Source organism: Isoptericola chiayiensis (genome assembly GCF_013149805.1).
GTDB classification, from domain to species: domain Bacteria; phylum Actinomycetota; class Actinomycetes; order Actinomycetales; family Cellulomonadaceae; genus Isoptericola; species Isoptericola chiayiensis.
In genome coordinates, this window is sequence record NZ_JABEZT010000001.1 from 482,669 (window position 1) to 500,888 (window position 18,220).

General features: G+C 61.6%; 12 protein-coding genes. 6 read left to right on the top strand and 6 right to left on the bottom strand.

Annotated features, from left to right (window positions below; translation table 11 throughout):
- Window positions 1–6: 6 nt before the first annotated feature.
- A complete protein-coding gene (gene rfbD, locus HDG68_RS02045) occupies window positions 7–879 on the bottom strand; it encodes a dTDP-4-dehydrorhamnose reductase (RefSeq protein ID WP_343037384.1) in 873 nt (290 codons plus the stop codon).
- A gap of 48 nt (window positions 880–927) precedes the next feature.
- Between rfbD and HDG68_RS02050 the strand changes: the two genes are divergently transcribed.
- On the top strand, window positions 928–1,545 hold the full coding sequence (locus tag HDG68_RS02050; RefSeq protein ID WP_172148758.1) for a dTDP-4-dehydrorhamnose 3,5-epimerase family protein: 618 nt from the start codon (window positions 928–930) through the stop codon (window positions 1,543–1,545).
- A gap of 47 nt (window positions 1,546–1,592) precedes the next feature.
- On the opposite strand, the gene rfbB is transcribed toward HDG68_RS02050, so the two are convergent.
- Complete coding sequence (rfbB, locus tag HDG68_RS02055) at window positions 1,593–2,588, bottom strand: dTDP-glucose 4,6-dehydratase (protein ID WP_172148760.1); 996 nt, start codon at window positions 2,586–2,588, stop codon at window positions 1,593–1,595.
- A 144-nt stretch (window positions 2,589–2,732) separates the two neighbouring features.
- On the opposite strand from rfbB, the gene HDG68_RS02060 reads away from it, so the two are divergent.
- The 4 genes from HDG68_RS02060 to HDG68_RS02075 are packed head-to-tail and all read left to right on the top strand — an operon-like array spanning window position 2,733 to window position 7,428.
- The gene (locus HDG68_RS02060; RefSeq protein WP_172148762.1) at window positions 2,733–3,674 is read left to right on the top strand and encodes an ABC transporter permease; all 942 of its coding nucleotides are present in this window, start codon (window positions 2,733–2,735) and stop codon (window positions 3,672–3,674) included.
- Window positions 3,661–4,599: an ABC transporter ATP-binding protein gene (locus tag HDG68_RS02065; RefSeq protein WP_172148764.1), complete on the top strand. Its 939-nt coding sequence runs from the start codon at window positions 3,661–3,663 to the stop codon at window positions 4,597–4,599. Before HDG68_RS02060 ends, HDG68_RS02065 begins: the two co-directional genes overlap by 14 nt.
- A gap of 4 nt (window positions 4,600–4,603) precedes the next feature.
- Complete coding sequence (gene wecB, locus HDG68_RS02070) at window positions 4,604–5,770, top strand: non-hydrolyzing UDP-N-acetylglucosamine 2-epimerase (RefSeq protein ID WP_246253423.1); 1,167 nt, start codon at window positions 4,604–4,606, stop codon at window positions 5,768–5,770.
- Window positions 5,767–7,428 (top strand): DUF6270 domain-containing protein, encoded by a 1,662-nt coding sequence (locus HDG68_RS02075; RefSeq protein WP_172148766.1) that lies wholly within the window; start codon window positions 5,767–5,769, stop codon window positions 7,426–7,428. Before wecB ends, HDG68_RS02075 begins: the two co-directional genes overlap by 4 nt.
- Window positions 7,429–8,618: 1,190 nt before the next feature.
- Here HDG68_RS02075 and HDG68_RS02080 read toward each other — a convergent pair.
- Window positions 8,619–9,938, bottom strand: a complete 1,320-nt coding sequence (locus HDG68_RS02080; RefSeq protein WP_172148768.1) for an ISL3 family transposase — start codon at window positions 9,936–9,938, stop codon at window positions 8,619–8,621.
- Window positions 9,939–10,349: 411 nt separating this feature from the next.
- Between HDG68_RS02080 and HDG68_RS02085 the strand changes: the two genes are divergently transcribed.
- Window positions 10,350–11,638, top strand: a protein-coding gene (locus HDG68_RS02085) for an IS3 family transposase (protein WP_172148769.1) whose coding sequence is annotated in 2 segments (ribosomal slippage) — window positions 10,350–10,623 and window positions 10,623–11,638 — 1,290 coding nt in all. Because the reading frame shifts where the segments join, the coding sequence is not laid out codon by codon here.
- Between the two features lie 109 nt (window positions 11,639–11,747).
- Here HDG68_RS02085 and HDG68_RS02090 read toward each other — a convergent pair.
- From HDG68_RS02090 to wecC, 3 genes are all read right to left on the bottom strand, one after another.
- Window positions 11,748–14,510 carry a heparinase II/III domain-containing protein gene (locus HDG68_RS02090; RefSeq protein WP_172148771.1) on the bottom strand — a complete coding sequence of 921 codons (2,763 nt, stop codon included), beginning with the start codon at window positions 14,508–14,510 and terminating at the stop codon, window positions 11,748–11,750.
- Between the two features lie 96 nt (window positions 14,511–14,606).
- Window positions 14,607–16,136: a glycosyltransferase gene (locus HDG68_RS02095; protein ID WP_172148773.1), complete on the bottom strand. Its 1,530-nt coding sequence runs from the start codon at window positions 16,134–16,136 to the stop codon at window positions 14,607–14,609.
- Window positions 16,137–16,972: 836 nt separating this feature from the next.
- On the bottom strand, window positions 16,973–18,217 hold the full coding sequence (gene wecC / locus HDG68_RS02100; RefSeq protein WP_172148775.1) for a UDP-N-acetyl-D-mannosamine dehydrogenase: 1,245 nt from the start codon (window positions 18,215–18,217) through the stop codon (window positions 16,973–16,975).
- Window positions 18,218–18,220 lie beyond the last annotated feature (3 nt).

Genomic DNA, 18,220 nt, shown 5'->3' on the forward strand with positions numbered 1-18,220 from the left:
TTCCGCTCATGCGAGCACGGTCGGTGCCGCGGCCTCCCAGCGCTCGGCCCAGTCACCGATCGGCTCCACACCGGCCGCTCGCAGGGCGTCGTGCCCCAGCACCGAGTAGGCGGGCCGCGGCGCCGGGCGCACGAACGCCGCGCTCGTGGTCGGCTCCAGCGGGGTTGCCAGACCGGCCGAGGCCAGGATGCGCTGCGTGAACCCGAACCAGGACGTCTGGCCCGACGACGTGCCGTGGTACGTCCCGGTGGGCGCCTCGGCGTCGACGAGACGCACGATCAGCTCGGCGAGGTCCCGCGTCCACGTGGGCTGCCCGACCTGGTCGTCGACGACGGCGAGCTGGTCCTTCTCCGCACCGAGGCGCGCCATGGTCTTCGGGAAGCAGCCGCCGTGGGCGCCGTAGAGCCAGGCGGTGCGGACGATCAGGTGGTCCGGCGCCTCGGCGCGCACGGCCCACTCCCCCGCCCCCTTGGTGCGGCCGTAGGCGGATCGCGGGGCGATCGGCGCGTCCTCGGTGTACGGCTCGGTGGCAGCGCCGTCGAACACGTAGTCGGTGGACACGTGGACCAGTCGGGCTCCGGCCTCGGCCGCCGCACGAGCGACGTGGGCAGCCGCGGTGGCGTTGACATCGAAGGCCTGCGCTTCGCGCTCCTCCGCATCGTCCACGGCAGTCCAGGCGGCGGCGTTGACGACGACGTCGTAGCCGACGACGGCGGCACGGACGGCCTGCGCATCGGTCACGTCGACGTCGGCCCGGCCCAGGCCGGTCACGTCGGGCCCCGTGGCAGTCAGGACGTCGAGGAGGTCGTGGCCGAGCATGCCGCGAGCTCCGAGGACGAGCCAGCGAGGAGCGGTGTTCTGAGGAGTCGGTGTCGTCACCCGTAGGATCCTAAAGGGCCGTCACCACCGAATCTGAAGGAGCACCACGTGCAGTTCCGCGAGCTGGCCGTCCCTGGCGCCTACGAGATCACTCCCAAGCAGTTCGGGGACCCTCGTGGTGTGTTCCTGGAGTGGTTCAAGGCGTCGACGTTCTCCGAGCACCTGGGCCACGACCTGGACCTGCAGCAGGCCAACCTCTCGGTGTCCGCAGCCGGCGTACTGCGTGGGATCCACTTCGCCGACGTCCCCCCGGGGCAGGCCAAGTACGTGACGTGCCCGAAGGGTGCCGTCCTGGACGTCGTCGTCGACATCCGCGTCGGGTCGCCGACTTTCGGGCAGTGGGACTCCGTGCTCCTCGACGACGTCGACCGCCGCGCGATCTACCTGGGCGAGGGCCTCGGGCACGCCTTCATGTCGCTCGAGGACGACTCGACGGTCATGTATCTCTGCTCGACGGGCTACAACCCGACGGCCGAGCACGGCGTCCACCCGCTGGACCCGGCGGTCGGCATCGAGTGGCCGACGGCAGCGCGGGACGGTTCCCCGATCACTCCGCAGCTCTCCGAGAAGGACGCTGCCGCACCGACCCTGGCGGATGCTCGGGAGCAGGGTCTGCTGCCGACGCTCGAAAGCGTCGAGGCGTACGTGGCTTCACTGAAGGGCTGAGAGATGACGAGGGCCGGGACCGTAGAGCGGTCCCGGCCCTCGTGCTGTCACTGGCCGGTCTTGGCGTACTTGGCCTCGACGGCTGCCTTGCGGGGCCGCCACCAGGATTCGTGCTCGCGGTACCAGTCGACCGTCGCTTCGAGGCCGCTGCGGAAGTCGGTGAACCGCGGCTCCCAGCCGAGCTCGTCGCGCAGCCGCGAGGCATCGATGGCGTAGCGCATGTCGTGCCCCGGGCGGTCGGCCACGTGGTCGAAATCGTCGGCGTCCCGGCCGAAGACCTCGAGCAGGGTCTGGACGACCTCGAGGTTGTTCTTCTCGCCGTCGGCACCGATCAGGTAGGTCTCGCCGATCCGGCCCTTGTCGATGATCGCCCAGACCGCCGTGTTGTGGTCCTCGACGTGAATCCAGTCACGCACGTTCAGTCCGGCGCCGTACAACTTGGGCCGCACCCCGTCGATGAGGTTGGTGATCTGGCGCGGAATGAACTTCTCGACGTGCTGATAGGGCCCGTAGTTGTTCGAGCAGTTCGAGATGGTGGCCTGCACACCGAACGAGCGCACCCACGCCCGGACCAGCAGGTCCGAGCCGGCCTTCGTCGACGAGTAGGGGCTCGACGGGTTGTACGGCGTCTCGGGGGTGAACTTCGCCGGATCGTTTAGCTCCAGGTCCCCGTAGACCTCGTCGGTCGAGATGTGGTGGAACCGCACGCCGTGCTTCCGCACGGCCTCGAGAAGGGTGAACGTGCCCACCAAGTTGGTCTGCACGAACGGCGACGGGTCGTTCAGCGAGTTGTCGTTGTGCGACTCGGCGGCGAAGTGGACGACGACGTCCGACTCCCCCACCAAGCGGTCGACCAGCGGCTCGTCGGCGATCGACCCACGGACCAGGGTCACGTGATCGGCCACCGGGACCAGCGACTTGACGTCCCCCGCATAGGTCAGCGCGTCCAACACGGTGACGCGGACGTCGGGACGCTCCCGGACGGTCTGGTGGGTGAAGTTCGCACCGATGAATCCGGCGCCACCGGTGATGAGTACACGCATGCTCGTGCGTCCTTGCTCCCGTGTCCTGGCGTGGCTGACGGGATGAGCGTACCGGGCAACGATGTCCGCATGCTGCCGCCCGACTTGACCGTTCTGTGACACGAGGCGAACGGTTCGCCCGCCACAGCATCTAAGATGCACGCGATGAGTGCCCCGGTCCCACCGTTGCAGCCGACGTCTTCACCGACGCCGGCCGACGTGTCGGACCTGTACGCGGAGGTCTTCAAGAAGCAGCCGGCCTCGCTCGAGATCGTCTCGACCGGCCGGCTGAAGCAGGTCGGAGCTCGTCCCCCGATCCGCGACTACATTCGCCAGCTCTGGGGACGCCGCTACTTCCTGTGGGCCGAGGCTCGCGCAAAGGTGACCAGCGGAACCCGCGAGACGCTGCTCGGACAGGCCTGGCTGGTCATCAACCCGATCCTCAACGGCCTGGCCTACTACCTGATCTTCGGGCTGATCCTCGACACCCGTGACGGCATCCCTAACTTCCTGGGCTACCTCATCATCGGCGTGTTCCTCTTCCAGTTCACCACGCAGTGTGTCTCCAGCGGAGCCAAGTCCATCCAGTCGGGCCGCAATCTCATCAGGGCTTTCACGTTCCCTCGCGCGTCACTGCCCATCTCCGTGGTACTGCGCAGCATTCTGAATCTGGTGCCCACGATTGGTGCGATGTTCCTGCTCATCGTCCTCCTCCCGGACCACGAGACCTGGACGATGGCGGCGCTGCTCTTCCCGGTCGTGCTCGTCCTTCAAGTCTTCCTGGCCACAGGCCTCGCTCTGCTATTCGCGCGCTTGACGACGATCGTGCCCGACCTCACGCAGCTGATCAGCGTGGCCATGCGGATCTGGCTGTACGCCTCCGCTGTCTTCTTCTCCATCGATCGCTTCGCCGAGTACCCCTCGATCGTCGGGCTGATGGAGGCCAACCCGATGTACATGGTCCTCGACGCCGCACGCGACTGCCTGCTCTATGCCACGGTGCCGGACGCGTCGACTTGGATCGGTCTGTCTACCTGGTCGGTCGGCGCCCTGCTCGTGGGCTTCCTCTTCTTCTGGCAGGGGGAGGAGTCCTATGGGCGAGCATGACGTCGATCCCTTCGCACAAGCCACCGTCGCGGTCCAGAACGTCCACGTGCGCTATCGCGTGCCGTCGACCGACGCAGCCGAACGTCGTCGTGGCGCAAACTTCGTCAAGCGAGCCGCGCGCACGGTGCTCGGCAACGACCCGAAGGTGCTGGTTCGCGCGCTCTCCGGCATCTCGTTCGTCGCCAAGTCTGGGGAGCAGATCGGCCTAGTTGGCCAGAACGGTTCCGGCAAGAGCACGCTCCTCCGCATCATCGCGGGCCTGGAGAACCCTGCGAAGGGACGGGTGCTCGCCGAGAGCACTCCTGTGCTGATCGGAGTCAACGCAGCCCTGGTCCCCGATCTCTCGGGTGAACAGAATATTCGCCTCGGTTGCCTCGCGATGGGTCTGACCCCGGACCAGGCCGACGCCGCGGTGCCGGAGGTCAAGCAGCTCGCAGGACTCGGCAAGTCGATCTACCTACCGATGAAGACATACTCCTCCGGCATGGGTGCGCGGCTTCGGTTCGCCATTGCTACCGCCGCCAACCCCCACATTCTGCTGATCGATGAGGCGCTAGCCACGGGTGACGCTGCGTTCCGTGAGCGGAGCGAGGCACGGATGCAGGGGCTGAGAGACGGTGCGGGCACCGTCTTCCTCGTCAGTCACGCCGCCCAGACCATCGAAGAGACCTGCACGCGGGCGATCTGGCTCAATCACGGTCGCCTTGTTCTCGACGGCCCTGCACAGGACGTAGCCCTCCGGTACCGGAAGTGGGCGTGGGCCGTTGCCAAGGACAAACCGGACGAGGCCCGAACGATCATCGAGAAGGCCTTCGCCGAGCGAGAGCAGACTCACGTCCAGGTCGAAGAGTCCCAGGCGCCCCGCCAGTACAACGCTCGACACGTACGACCATCAGGTGTGCGGTCAACCGATAGGAAGAAGTAGTTCCATGGAAGCGACGCGACCGCGCATCATGACCGTCTACGGGACCCGTCCCGAGGCGATCAAGGTGGCACCCGTCATCAAGGCTATCGAAGCAAGCGACCAGCTCGATTCGATCACTGTCGTGACCGGTCAGCACCGAGAAATGCTCGATCAAGTCAACGAGATCTTCGGGATCACGCCGGACTACGACCTCGACATCTTCCAGCACGGCGCCACGCTGTCTACCATCGTGGCTCGGGTACTTGAGCGCCTGGATCCGGTACTCGAAGAACAGCGCCCGGCCGCCGTCGTCGTGCAAGGCGATACGTCCACCTCGACTGCGGCGGCGCTTGCAGCGTTCCACCGTCAGATCCCCGTGGTGCACGTCGAGGCTGGCCTCCGGTCGGGGAATATCCTCTCACCGTTCCCGGAGGAGGCTAATCGCAAGATCACCTCGCAGATCGCTGCTCTCCACCTCGCACCCACCGCCACCAGCAAGGAGAACCTCCTGAGCGAAGGCGTCTCACCAGACGACATCGTCGTCACCGGCAACACGGTGATTGATGCCCTACTCATGACGGTGGAGAAGAAGACCACCTTCTCGGACCCTGAGCTTGAGGACCTCGCCGACTCTGGGCGGCGGGTGCTGCTCGTGACCACGCATCGACGCGAGAACTGGGGAGGAGCGATGGAGGGCGTCGGCCGGGCACTTGCGCGTCTCGCTCAGTCATTCCCCGACGTTCAGATCGTACTGCCCGCCCACCGCAACCCGGTAGTGCGAGAGGCCGTGCTCCCCCAGCTCGAGGGGCTAAGCAACGTCACCGTGACAGAACCGCTCGCCTACGGTGAGTTCACACGGATGCTCTCGCTCGCCACGGTCGTACTCACCGACTCCGGTGGCGTGCAGGAAGAAGCGCCGAGCCTCGGCAAGCCGGTACTCGTCATGCGCGAGAACACCGAGCGGCCGGAGGCCGTCCACGCAGGAACGGTCAAGCTCATCGGCACCGACGAGAACCGGATAGTCGACGACGTCTCCACCCTGCTCTCTGACCCTGACGCCTACGAAGCGATGGCCCGGGCCACAAACCCCTACGGCGACGGCTCGGCCGCCCGACGCTCTACCGGATCGATCGGCCACCTGCTCGGAGTCCAGAGTAAAGTTGCCCACTGGAACGCGGAGTCCGATCAATGACCAGGCACAGAGTTTTCATCTACGGTTCATGCGTCTCTCGAGACACATTTGAGCACCTAGATCCTGGCCAGTTCGAACTCGTTCAGTACGTTGCCAGGCAATCCGCTCTCAGCGCATACACGCGGCCGGTATCGATGGTCGCGCCGCCCATCCTCGCCTCTCCGTTCCAGCAGCGAATGGTGTCGGGCGACTACGCCTCCAACATCCAGTCGCTAATCCCCGAATACGGCGAACATACCGATCTTGCTCTTATTGATCTAACAGACGAAAGGCTTGGAGTATACGTACTCCCGGACGGATCTGTCATTACCCGCACGCACGAATTAATCGACTCCGATGTGGAGTCTCTACTTCCACCTGGGACACAGCACTTGGCGTTCGGATCAGACCGCCACCTTGAGTACTGGACCCAAGGAATCACAGCGGTAGGCAGCCTCTTTCGCCAACATATGCCCCGTGCGGCGATAATTCTGCTGGACATCCCGTGGGCTGCTTACTCAGAATCTGGAGGCCCGGCTGTGCCTAGTTTCGGCGTGAGCGCCTCGGAAGCAAACCCAGTCTTCGAGCTCTACTCGGACATTGCCGCACAAGCATTGAATGCAAAGGTAATCAGGCTTAACGAGCATGAAGTCTCTTCGAGCCCAAACCACCCTTGGGGAGAAGCGCCGTTCCACTACAGCAGCGAGGTCTACATGAAGGCTTCGCGTCTAATAACCGGCGATAGTGGGCAAACGACTATCCGCGAACAAAACGCGGACGACACGAGCAAGCGAGCTTCAGGACCTGATCAGCTGCGAAGGACTGGCCCGCGCACGGCAGACTCTAGCAACAGAGATTCTGTCAAGCCAAACCTGTTCATCATTGGAGCTGAACAAAGCGGATGTGAATGGCTCTCAGAGAATATCGCGCGGCATCCAGAAGTATACTTACCAGGAGCTGCTGGACGGAGATACTTCGATGATCCCATACGCTTCAACTCTGATAAGGGAGATGAAGCATACCGCCAGTCATTCATGTCCGGCGCCGACCATGAATGGCGAATAGACTGTACGCCCACGTACTTCTGGCAATCAACCGGGTCACCATTCTCCCCGAAGAGAACTGATGCTGCGAGCAGCATTAGCAAGTATACCGGTGATGAAGCCCAAGTCTTCGTAGTTCTAAGGGAGCCCGTAACTCGCGCGATCGCCGCCTATTGGCACTATTTCTCGATGGCGCACTTTGACCTACCTCAGAGTCTGTTCGGGTTGCCCCGTGAGGCCGGGATCATTGGCCAAGGCTTCTACAAGAAGCATCATGATCACTGGTCGACAGTTTTCAATGAGTCACGCATTCATATTTTCCTCTACGACGACCTAGTGACCAATCCCGAGGGGTCGATAAGGCGGGCGCTTGAAATATTGTCACTGGAGCCCCCAACCAACAATTGGTTTGAGCCGATTGCTGCACCAGATGATGCTACTCCGCCTTGGGTGCAGAGGTTTCAAGACAGGCAGTCGTATAGCGAGCAAGAGCTAGCGGCTTTGTTCCAACTGTATCGCCCAGACGTCAAGGCAGTGGAACAAGCAACGGGTCGAAAGCTCGATAATTGGCGAGTTCGATCGAGGGTAATGCGCATGAACCTCGGCCGTGCGAACATAGGGCGTCAGGACGTATGATGAATAGCACCGTGGCGTCACTGCTTCGAATTTGTTTTAGCGATTGGGTGAGCAAACTCCGATGAGAGACTGGAAAACGCTTTTCCGGGACTATGCGAGTGATATTCGCGCGTGGTGGCCCGAGAAGTCGCAGCGTCAGGCTGATAAGATGACTAATCGAATGTCAGCCATTCGCCGTAAACTTAACTATACTCAGCATGATCTAATAGACGCTGTGGTCGGCGTAGCGCAATTTAGGTCAGACACTACCCCCTTGACTGTTTTTATGCCAAACTGCGGCAGTTCGGGCTCCCACTGGATTGAGCCTATGCTCCAGGAGCTCGGCGGCTATCAAGCGTGCGGTGAAATCTATTTGAGCCATCGGATTCGTGAGAGCATATCTCTCCTATCGCCTGCGCAGAGGACAAGTTTTCTAGACGCAGTTCACATTGCTCACGGGCGCCGCGATCCCAGGCAACTCGTACATACTCGATTCGTTAACACCGCGCACAACTGGGAGACACCCCAGCTTTTCCATGCGCCCGCCAGAACAGTATTTATCGCCCGCAATCCGATCGATATTGTCGTATCTCGTAGTTTCCGCAAGTCTTCGTATAGGCGGTTTATCGCCCCGGAGATGGGCGATCGAGAGTATGTTCGTCGCAATACCAATTTGGTGAACCGGTTCTACACCCAAGCACTCCAGACAGGTTTGGATGGCTTCGTGAGGTATGAGGACGTTCGTGCCGACGGAGTCAGAGCGCTTGACTTCCTCATGAGAGTGTTGAATGACCCTCGGCAAGTTTCCGATCTTGCGGGCGTGCTCCGTGATTTTGCAAAGGATGGGGCACTGGTCGCAAGAACCAACATCTATTCGGGCCCTACGGTTGACATCCCAGATTGGGTGCGATCACAAGTCGCGTCTGAGCTGAACGATTCGCCACGAAGTTTCGGTTATGAGTACTAGAACCAGCGCGAGTCGGTACCGCCATCGCGGGCACTTCGCCGATCCGGTGGAGGGCGTAAGTTCTCCGGAGGCGAGGAGCCGACCGGTTTACGTCAGGCGTGAGTACCGAATCGAGTTGAGCGCGAACCGAAAGCTCCTAGCGGTACTGCTTGAGTAGAGCGGCGACGTGTCGATCGACGCTTCGGAGTGCGTATCCAGAGTGGAGCTGCAGTTGTTTGCCGGCTCTTCGCCGATCTGGTGGGGATCAGGGTGTGAGTCCTCTTGCGGCGAGGAGCATCCGTAGTCGGTAGTTCTCGCGGTTGCGGTAGTCGCGGGCGAGACGGCGGTGGAGCTCGATGATGCCGTTCATGGCCTCGGTAGGGCCGTTGTTCGCTCGGCCGGTGGCGAAGTAGGCCAGGAACGCCTCGCGCCAGCGGCGCAGGGTCCGCCCGAGGCGCGCGACTTCCGGGATCGGGCAGCGGCGGAACGACGCCAGGATCTTCTCGGCCAGGTGACGGCCGTCGGTCAGGTCTTGTTGCCGGTAGGCGGCTCGCAGCTGCTGGGCGCACTGCCAGGCGACGAACACTTCCTCGTGTCGTTCGTCGGCCTCGATCGCGCGGGCCAGACGAGCCTGCTGTTTGTCGGCGAGGTTCTCCGCTCCGGCCCGCAGGATGGTCTGGATCCCCAGCAGTGGATCACCCTTACGGCCACGATGGCCGGTGGTGTCCTGCTGGACCCTGCGGCGGACCTCGTCCACGACCTGGGTGCCGAGCTTGACCACGTGGAACGCGTCGAGCACCGCGGTCGCGTCTTCGAGCTGGTCGACGATGGCGGACTTGTAGCCGCCGAACGGATCCAGCGCTGCGACCTGCACGCCTGTGCGGAACTCCTGGCCGCGGGCGGTCAGCCAGTCGGCGTAGGCCTTCTTCGACCGGCCCGGGACCAGGTCGAGCAGTCGTGCGTGCACTCTGCCCTGGTCATCGCGGGTGAGATCGACCATCCCGGTCAGTTCCTTCGGTCCACGCGTCTTCGGGTTGGCATGGTGCCAGACGTGCTCATCAACGCCGAGGCTTGTTACGCCCGCGAAGCGGGACTCGTCGGTGGCACGGCGTTCGAGCTCGGGCTTCACGGCCCGCCACAGCGCCCACCAGGAGACATCCAGGCGGCGCGCCAGGCCAGCGATCGTGGCATGTTCTCGGCGCAGCTGCCCGATCGCCCACCCCATCGCGCGGCCGGTGATCGAGCCACGCGGCGCCACGCGAACTGGGATCTGCTCGACGAACGCCCCCCGAGGGCACGCCGCCTCTGGGCAGCGCCACATCCGTTGGCGCCACACGAGCCGAACCGGGACCTCGCCGTGGGACACGTCGTGCAGGACCCGCCGCCGGCGACCGCGGCTCGGGGCCACGACCCCACAGTCCGCACAGCCCTGCAACTGCCACGACGACGAGACCGTGACCGTCATCGTCGTCTCGGTCCGCTCGACCGTCTCGACGTGAACTACGGGCAGGCCCAGCAGGACGTCACATCGCGAGCAGGGGTCAGTAGTGGTGGGCGCGCAAGCGCACCCCGTAGCGTTGGACAACGTCGAGGTCCTCGAGATCGATCAGGTTGCTTGGTGGCTCCTGATCATCGGGGACCTCGACCCCCACGCCCAGCCCGTCACCCCGCCAGGGCCACTCCCCACCAGATCGGCGAAGACCCATGAATCAGACAGACACACCTGCACCCCTGCCGCACGTGGCACGGCACACATAAACTCGACTGTGAGCGTGACGTCGCTGGCGACGTCACCGTGGTTCGTGTCGATGAACGCGATCACTTCCGGTGTCGGCGGTCGAACTCCGCCTGGCAAACCGTGGTGGACGCCGAGCTCGCGACACTCGGGTGGGTCGACTGGCACAACTCCCAACGGCTGCACACCGATCTCGGAGACCTGCGGTGAAGCGTCCCAGGTTTGATGCCGCTGCTGTTTGAGTCCGGAAGGATGGACAGCATGCCGAAGAAGATCGATCCCGAGCTGCGCGCGAGGTGCGTGCGGTTGGTGCGCGAGCACCTGCAGGAGTACCCCACGCTGACAGCGGCCGTCACGGCGGTGGCGCGCCAGGAGGGTGTATCGCGCGAGTCGGTGCGGCGCTGGCTGGCCCAGGCCGAGGTCGACGACGGCACCCGGCCGGGCGTGACGAGCGAGGAGTCTGCCGAGGTCAAGCGCCTCAAGGCCGAGAACAGGCGCCTGCGGGAGGACAACGAGATCCTGCGCCGGGCGTCGATTTTCTTCGCGGGGGAGCTCGACCCCCGAAACCGCTGATCCTGGCGTTCGTCGACGAGATGAGGGCCGAGGGCTATGCAGTCGAGTCGATCGTTCGCGTCCTGCGTCAACAGGGCCTGCAGATCGCTGCACGGACCTACCGGGCGTGGAAGCGCCCCGCCCCGATCGCGGCCCGCACCGTCACCGACGCCCTGGTCGAGGACAAGGTCCGCGCCCTGGCCTGGACTTTCAACGAGGTCACCGGACGGATGCAGATGACGCCTGAGGGCCTGTACGGACGGCGCAAGTGGGTCGCCCTGCTCCGCCGCCAGCACGACCTGGCCGGCACGTCTCGCGGCGCGGTGGACCGGGCGATGCGAAGCCTCGGGCTCGAGGGTGTGCGGCGGGCGAAGAATCTGCGCACCACCATTGCCGACCCGAGCGGGAAACGAGCCGGTGACCTGCTGAACCGTGACTTCACAGCACCGGCCCCGAACCTGACGTGGGTCACCGACTTCACCTACGTGCGCACCTGGGCGGGGTTCGTCTACGTCGCGTTCATCGTGGACGTCTTCGCCCAGCGGATCATCGGCTGGCACGCCAGCTCCAGCAAGAAGGTCGACCTGGTCATGACCCCACTGCGGATCGCGCTCTGGCAACGCGAGCGCGACGGAAACCCTGTCTCACCAGGGGATTTGATCCACCACAGCGACGCCGGGTCGCAGTACACGGCGATTCGCCTGACCGAGCACCTCGCCCTCGAAGGCATCGCGCCTTCGATCGGGACTGTCGGCGATGCCTACGACAACGCCCTCATGGAGACGATCAACGGTCTGTTCAAGACCGAGTGCATCCGCACCACCGTCTTCCATCCCGGCCCCTACCGCACCCTCGCCGACGTCGAGTACGCGACCGCCGGATGGGTCGACTGGTACAACAACCGCCGTCTCCACGGCTCTCTCGGGATGCTCACCCCGATAGAGTTCGAGACGCTCCACTACGCGGCCCTCACCCGAGAGCCCGAACCCGCAAAGTAGCGGCAGAGAACCCGGGCCGGTTCAGCGGTCCGTCGGGTTGGGAGCGAGGCTCTACGCTCCGCAGCAGGGCCACGAAGCCCTGGTCAGAATCAAACGACCAACGCCACCATCAAACGGAGGGCGAATCATCGTCAAAGGCTGTCGACGGCCTCCGCCAGGCATCCTCGTCAAACGCCAGAAGAGTTTCGAAACGATGCTCACTCGACGCAGTCACGCGATGCCCCATGGACCAGGACGGCGTGAACTCGTAGTCCGAAGCGGACCGCCAGCCCCTCAGGGGAACACTCTGCCCCCTCACTGGTTCTACCAATTCATCGCCCGACAGCGAAATGACAGACAAGGTGCCGGACTTTCTCCCCATCGAAAACTCAACCCGATCGTTCGAAATGGTCGGCCGGTCGAACGCTTCCGCAAGGTTCCACCAAACAACAAATGAATGTTTGCTCGAAGAGGTGACCTGGACAAAATCATCTACCAGTAGCCATTCCCCTGGACACAGGGTAACAGTACGATGGTGCACCCAGTCGCCATGATCGACGCGACCAACAATCCGAAACTGGCCATCTCTTTTCTGCCCAAATGACAGTGCTGAGCCATACGGTGCGCGATTTCTTCGGTCATGGTCCTGCCGGTCGAACTGAACGGTGTTGTGGGCCACAACGCTCTCGACATACTGCCGCTCCGGACGACCATAGTAGAAGCCCTTCAAGCGGTCGGGAGAGTCACGCGGCAGAGGATCCAGGTATCCGAAACGGCCACTATCGATCAGAATCTCCTGCTCACGATCAAACCATGTGACCGACAAGTCATCGCAATGCTTGTGGGTGCGCGAGTGAAAACCCGCCATAAAAGACAAGTAACCTGCACCTAGGTGGTCATCAGTTCCCTTTGGCTGCGGAGAACGAACAAAACCATACCCCGACTCTTTGAGGATCAGCATCTCCTCAGGGTTCGGAATCCCAGCCCGCCCCGAGCTCGCCAGGAACTGCGTATGAGGCGTCGAGAAGGTACGCCCACGCGGTGGAACCCGACGCGCCGGGGAGTCCCCAATCTCGACCGTTCTACGGTCGGGCCTAATGAACCATCCCATGACCTCGGCCGCACGAACGATCCGCTCCCTTGCGTCCGCCGAATCGAGCAAGCCATCGTCCATTGCATCGAGGAACGACCCAAGAAGCAAGCGATGATAGTCAGGTGAATGCTCCAGGTGTCCACCATCGTAAGCAAATTGCTTCGAAGCCACCGCCTCAAGACGGTCCACGCCCTGATGATGCACATACTCCATAGCTGGCAACGTCGCCAATCGACGGGCGAAACTCAACTGTCCGATGGCCGTGTAGAATCCATGGTTTGTCGCGGCGTTGAAGGCAGTGGGTCTACAGATTTCGCGCTGATGCCGCACAGTCGATCGCAACAAAGTATCAATAACTGAATCAGGCTCACCCTCGTGTATGGCCTCCTGCAGCAAATATGCAAGTCTCGGCGCACGTTTAGCGATGGCCATATCGTACCAAGCCATGGTGCCGCTGCCAGACGTTTCTGAAAGAGCCTCACACCAACTACGAGCACGATCGATGCACCAATCGAGGGATTCGCGATCTCCGGATGCACTCCAACTTCTCAAGAACGGGACCATAAAGTCCCATGCGTGAAGGCTATAGGCTTGGGACCGGTTATCAGCACCTGCTTCGAACCAATTGATGTCTGGCAGAATCCTTAACGGTGCGAGGTTCCCAAACTTCCAGCCGATGTGCCGAATATCCTCAACAGTGCCGGCTCCGCCCGCATCAGAAATTCGATCCAATGGTAGCCGTGGTGAGTCTACGACACGGGACCGGACGGCCAAGACAGAAGGGGGTGACATCGCGCGCGCGAGCGCGACATCTCTGTCTGAGATTTGCACGCCTATCTCTAAGAGGGACAACCATTCGAGCGTACTCACGTCTCGACTCGCGAAGCCAACAACCTGTGCGCCCGACAATCCATGCCTGTATAACGCTTCCTTCTGTGCCCGGCGAACCAAGGCTGCACTTGCCGAGGCAGCAACTCGCGCTTCGCAACGCGATTCAAGTACATCGCGGTCTGGAGTTCCCGACCCAAAGGGATCATGGTACCTATATGCACCGTCGGCTGAACTGGTTGAAGCCGGCCGCGGACTATCGAAACTGTGATCGGTCTTGTATAGGAATGGGATCCCGTGCCTTCGGCAAACGCTCGCGGCTGCTAACCCATCGACATAGGTCGAGATTGCCAGAATTGCTGAAGGACGGACCTTACGTACAACGGCATCCAACCTCTTTTGGTAGAGCTTCATCCACTCGACGGTAGGTATGTCCTCGGACGGAGGCCCTGGGATTGCGTAGTGTTTCACGCCATCAACATCATGAACATCGTAACCATCGGCTTCGACGGAGCCCATCCTATACGCGACCGATGCGTAGAGCCCGAGGTGGTCGGAGATACGGAGCAACGCCTCCGCACTGCGTTTGTCCTCTACGAATGTCGAGGGCGGCGCTACAATCAACAATCGCGCGGGCGATGACTGAAGAACGGACGATTCGATATTAGTGCTATCGACAGACTCGTCGTTGAGGAGGGCCAACTTCGACCTAAGTGGCGCAGCATAATTCGAGCGCGGTATGTCGGGTCGCCCATCCAGTTCTTCAGCCACCACCAACGCTCGCTCCACATAGCCCTGGTCATAGAGTAGTGCGAAGAGTTCTTTCAGATGGATCGAAGAGATTCGTCCCATATGCTCGAACTGCTGGATCTCCTCGAATAATGGAGCGGCCAGTTGCTGGTCGAGTCGCTCCTGAACATACGCAGCCAGCCGCCTCTTACAACCTGCCATCGATTCGTCGGGATTTTGCATCGGTGCCCCATCTATCGAGTGCGCAACTACATATTGTGGTCTAAGGCTGGAGTCGACTGCCTAGATCCGACTAAAAGTCAAGAGCCGTCATATTCCTCACGCAGCAGACGTGCCAAGATTCACCCCTATAGAACTATAGAACTCTAGATAAGTTAGCGCGTTACCATCCCATCTACGTTCCCGGCGCACCCAGTCCGCACCCTTGCGCGCCATGATTGCCATCTGGTCGGGATCCGCAATTAGTTGCGCCATCGTTGCCGAAAGGTCGCAATGGTCATCCGCCATAAACAACTGGACTGCACCGGAGTCGCGCGCAATTTCTGCGAGAGCGCCCACGTCCGAGAATATACAAGGGCGTCCCGTCGACATCGCTTCAAAAGGTTTCAGCGGTGTTACTAGCTCCGTGACTGCCGCCTTCTTACGCGGCACCACAAATAAATCAATCAGTCCATAGTACTCAAGTACTCTATCGTGAGCTACGCGGCCCGTAAACTTTACGCCTTTTACTCCCAGCTGCGTGGCGAGCGCCTTGAGACTGGCAAGTTGCGCCCCGTCGCCTACAATAACTAGGACTATTGGGCCGGTGAGCGAGGAAACGGAATTGACGAGCGACGTCGAGTGCTGAGTCAGACTGCCGATATCCCTATCGCCGTTGAATTCCGATAGCTTATCAAGCAGATCCATTATCGCGATTTGCTTGGAGTCAACGGTGCTATCGCCTCTCTGCCGCGCTGCGCCTTCGATTCCGCCGGTGGCGCGATCCGAAGACGACGTCTCCAGGAGCGGGCTCTCGGTTCCTTCTAGCACTGCACCCTTGTACGCATGTGTTGAGCTTCGCGCTACTGCTTCCACCGCCAGTTCTAGTTCGTGCATAGCGCGGATAAGCGTGTCGATCCCCTCATACTCAACTATAGACGAAATGTATCCAATTACGGTTGCGTCGCGCGGTATAGACAGGTCTTGACGCAAATCGGCATTGGGGCCCAGCACCGGGAACTGTTCTGCCTCAACGGCGTTGGGAGCGATAGAAATCTTGGGTACCGGATAACCAAGATTCTCTCCAACGCGCTCGATGTGGTCGCGCATTACACTAGCGAGAGTTACCACTCCGTCGGCAGCATTGCGCATCTTTGCTTCACGCTCAACACGAAGCCGGTACATATCCGGCAACGTGGTTCCCCTCCAGCCACTCTCGTCCGAGTTCCAATTTTCCGCTGCGGTAACGCGCGATAGCCAGCTTTCTTCCCAGAATCCCCGTGTCTCGTTTACTAATGGGATATTGTAGGCCCGCGCGACAGGCAATGCGATCATGGCATTAATGAAGTCAGAATGTGCGTGAATCAGTGATGGTTGTACAAGTCGAACTACCTCTGCCAAGCGCTCCACGTTTTCACGTATCCATGTATCCCAGGGTCCCGCGCCTCGTTGAGGTCCTCCGAGGAGGTAGTGACGAATCCCGTTGTGCTCATACGTTTCAGTGTGTAGATGGGGTCGGTCACTAGCTCCAGCTTGCGCAACTACAACAGGTTCCATACCCACGCGGCGCTGCGCTTCGACAGTGTATTGCGTACGTAGCGTGTATCCCGATTGAGTCTCGGGCAGCGCCTTACCGACGAAGTGAAGCACCACTCCACCTCTAGGCTGGTAGTCCAGAGAGGGTAGTTCTAGATCGAGGTCTACCTCGCCACGGTACAGGGCTAGTTCTGAGGTGTATATTGCTAACGCACGTTCGTCGCTTGGCTTACCAGAGTTCGCTGCAATCTCCCTAATTACTGAGACGGAATGCTCGAGGTAGCCCAACCGCCGCAAGCCCTTTAATAGGTTCCGTTGCGTAGTGAGGCCCAGCTTCCTGGCTAGCCCTGGATAGGATTCCAAGAACGGCACCGCGTCGAAAACTTTGCCCGAATCGACGGCTACCTGTACGCGCTCGGCTGCCTGGTTTATAGATAGGAAACTAGGGATATCCAGCCCTTGTCTGCGGCCCAACAAGACTAACGAGTCAGTGATTTCATGTGAACCACTTGTCGGGCTCGCCTGAGGAGTCCGATTGGTTCGTCCGCCCTGTGCAATCCTGCTCTCCTGGGATTTCAGTTCAGCCGTTACACCGGTGACTTTGTCCAGCGCGCCCTTGTGGGCAGAGGTAGCGTCGGCCAGGGCCGCTACTCGGCGTTCTATGTTCGAAATCCGGGTTGCACGGATTCTCGAGTCACTTCGGAACTTCAACATTGCGGATAAGCCTGCTACTAGAAGTACGAGCGTTGTACCCGCTACCGTCAGGTTAGCGGCCAAGGCCGCGTTCGTCTCAGAGTATCCCGCGACAACGCTCACCACGTTCAGAACTATGCACATGAGTGCGGCGAGCAGGGCTAGTATTATTTGCTTCCGATAGCCAGTCATTTGGTCCGTTCTCCCTACTTCGCCCGTACACGATCACGCCTCAAGCGACATCGTTCTTCAGCGGATTACTGCCAGAGACCCTTCGTGTCGACTACGACCTTCCCTTTCAGGTGATTGAACGTCACCTTCTTGAAATCGCTGTGGTCTACTAGAACTACGACAACGTCGGCCGCGTCGATCGCGGATTCAAGGCTGCCGAGACTCAAGTTCGGAACAGAAACCATTTCGGATGGCAGTTTGTCAATGTGCGGCTCGACGACGACAACTTCGGCGTGCGACAGCCGGTTCGCGAGGTCGGCGACGATCCGCCGCGCAGGCGACTCACGCAGGTCATCGATGTCGGCCTTGAACGCCAGTCCGAGAGCGGCGATCTTTGGCGCCTCGATACCATCCACGGCCTTCTCGACTTGCTCGATGACCCGCTGGGGCTTGCTGTCGTTGACCTCGCGCGCGGTCCGGATGAGGCGCGCCTGCTCGGGGTCGGCGTTCACGATGAACCACGGATCCACGGCGATGCAGTGGCCGCCCACACCCGGCCCGGGCTGCAGGATGTTCACTCGCGGGTGGTGGTTCGCGAGTCGGATGAGCTCCCAGACGTCGATCCCGAGCTTGTCCGAGATCAGCGACAGCTCGTTGGCGAAGGCAATGTTCACGTCACGGAACGAGTTCTCGACCAGCTTGGCCATCTCCGCCGTGACCGCGTCGGTCAGGAGGATCTCGCCCTGGCAGAAGACGGCGTAGAGGTCCTTGGCGTACTGCGCAGCATCCGGCGTGAGCCCACCGACGATACGGTCGTTCGTGACCAGTTCGATCATGACGCGCCCCGGGAGCACTCGCTCCGGGCAGTGCGCCACGTGGATGACAGGGCGGCCTTCCGATCCGTCGAGGCTCAGGTCCGGACGTGCCGCCAGAATCCAGTCAGCCATCTTCTGCGTCGCACCGGGAGGCGACGTCGACTCGAGAATCAGCAGCTCGCCACCACTGAGCTGAGGGGCGACTGCTTCGGCAGCCGCCTGGATGTACGACAGGTCGGGCTCGTAGCCATCCTGGAACGGCGTCGGCACTGCGATGATGAACGCGTCCGCTGGCTCGGGGGTCGCGGTCGCACGCAGCGTTCCATGCTGGACCGCTCCACCGACGTAGGTGGCCAGGTCCGGCTCGACGAACGGTACGTCGCCCCGGTTGATCGCCTCGACAGTGAGGGGGTTGACGTCGACCCCCGTCACCTTGACGTCCTTGGACGCGAGGATGGCAGCGGTCGGCAGGCCGATGTAGCCCAGGCCGACCACACCGACGGTGCTGATCTCCATGTG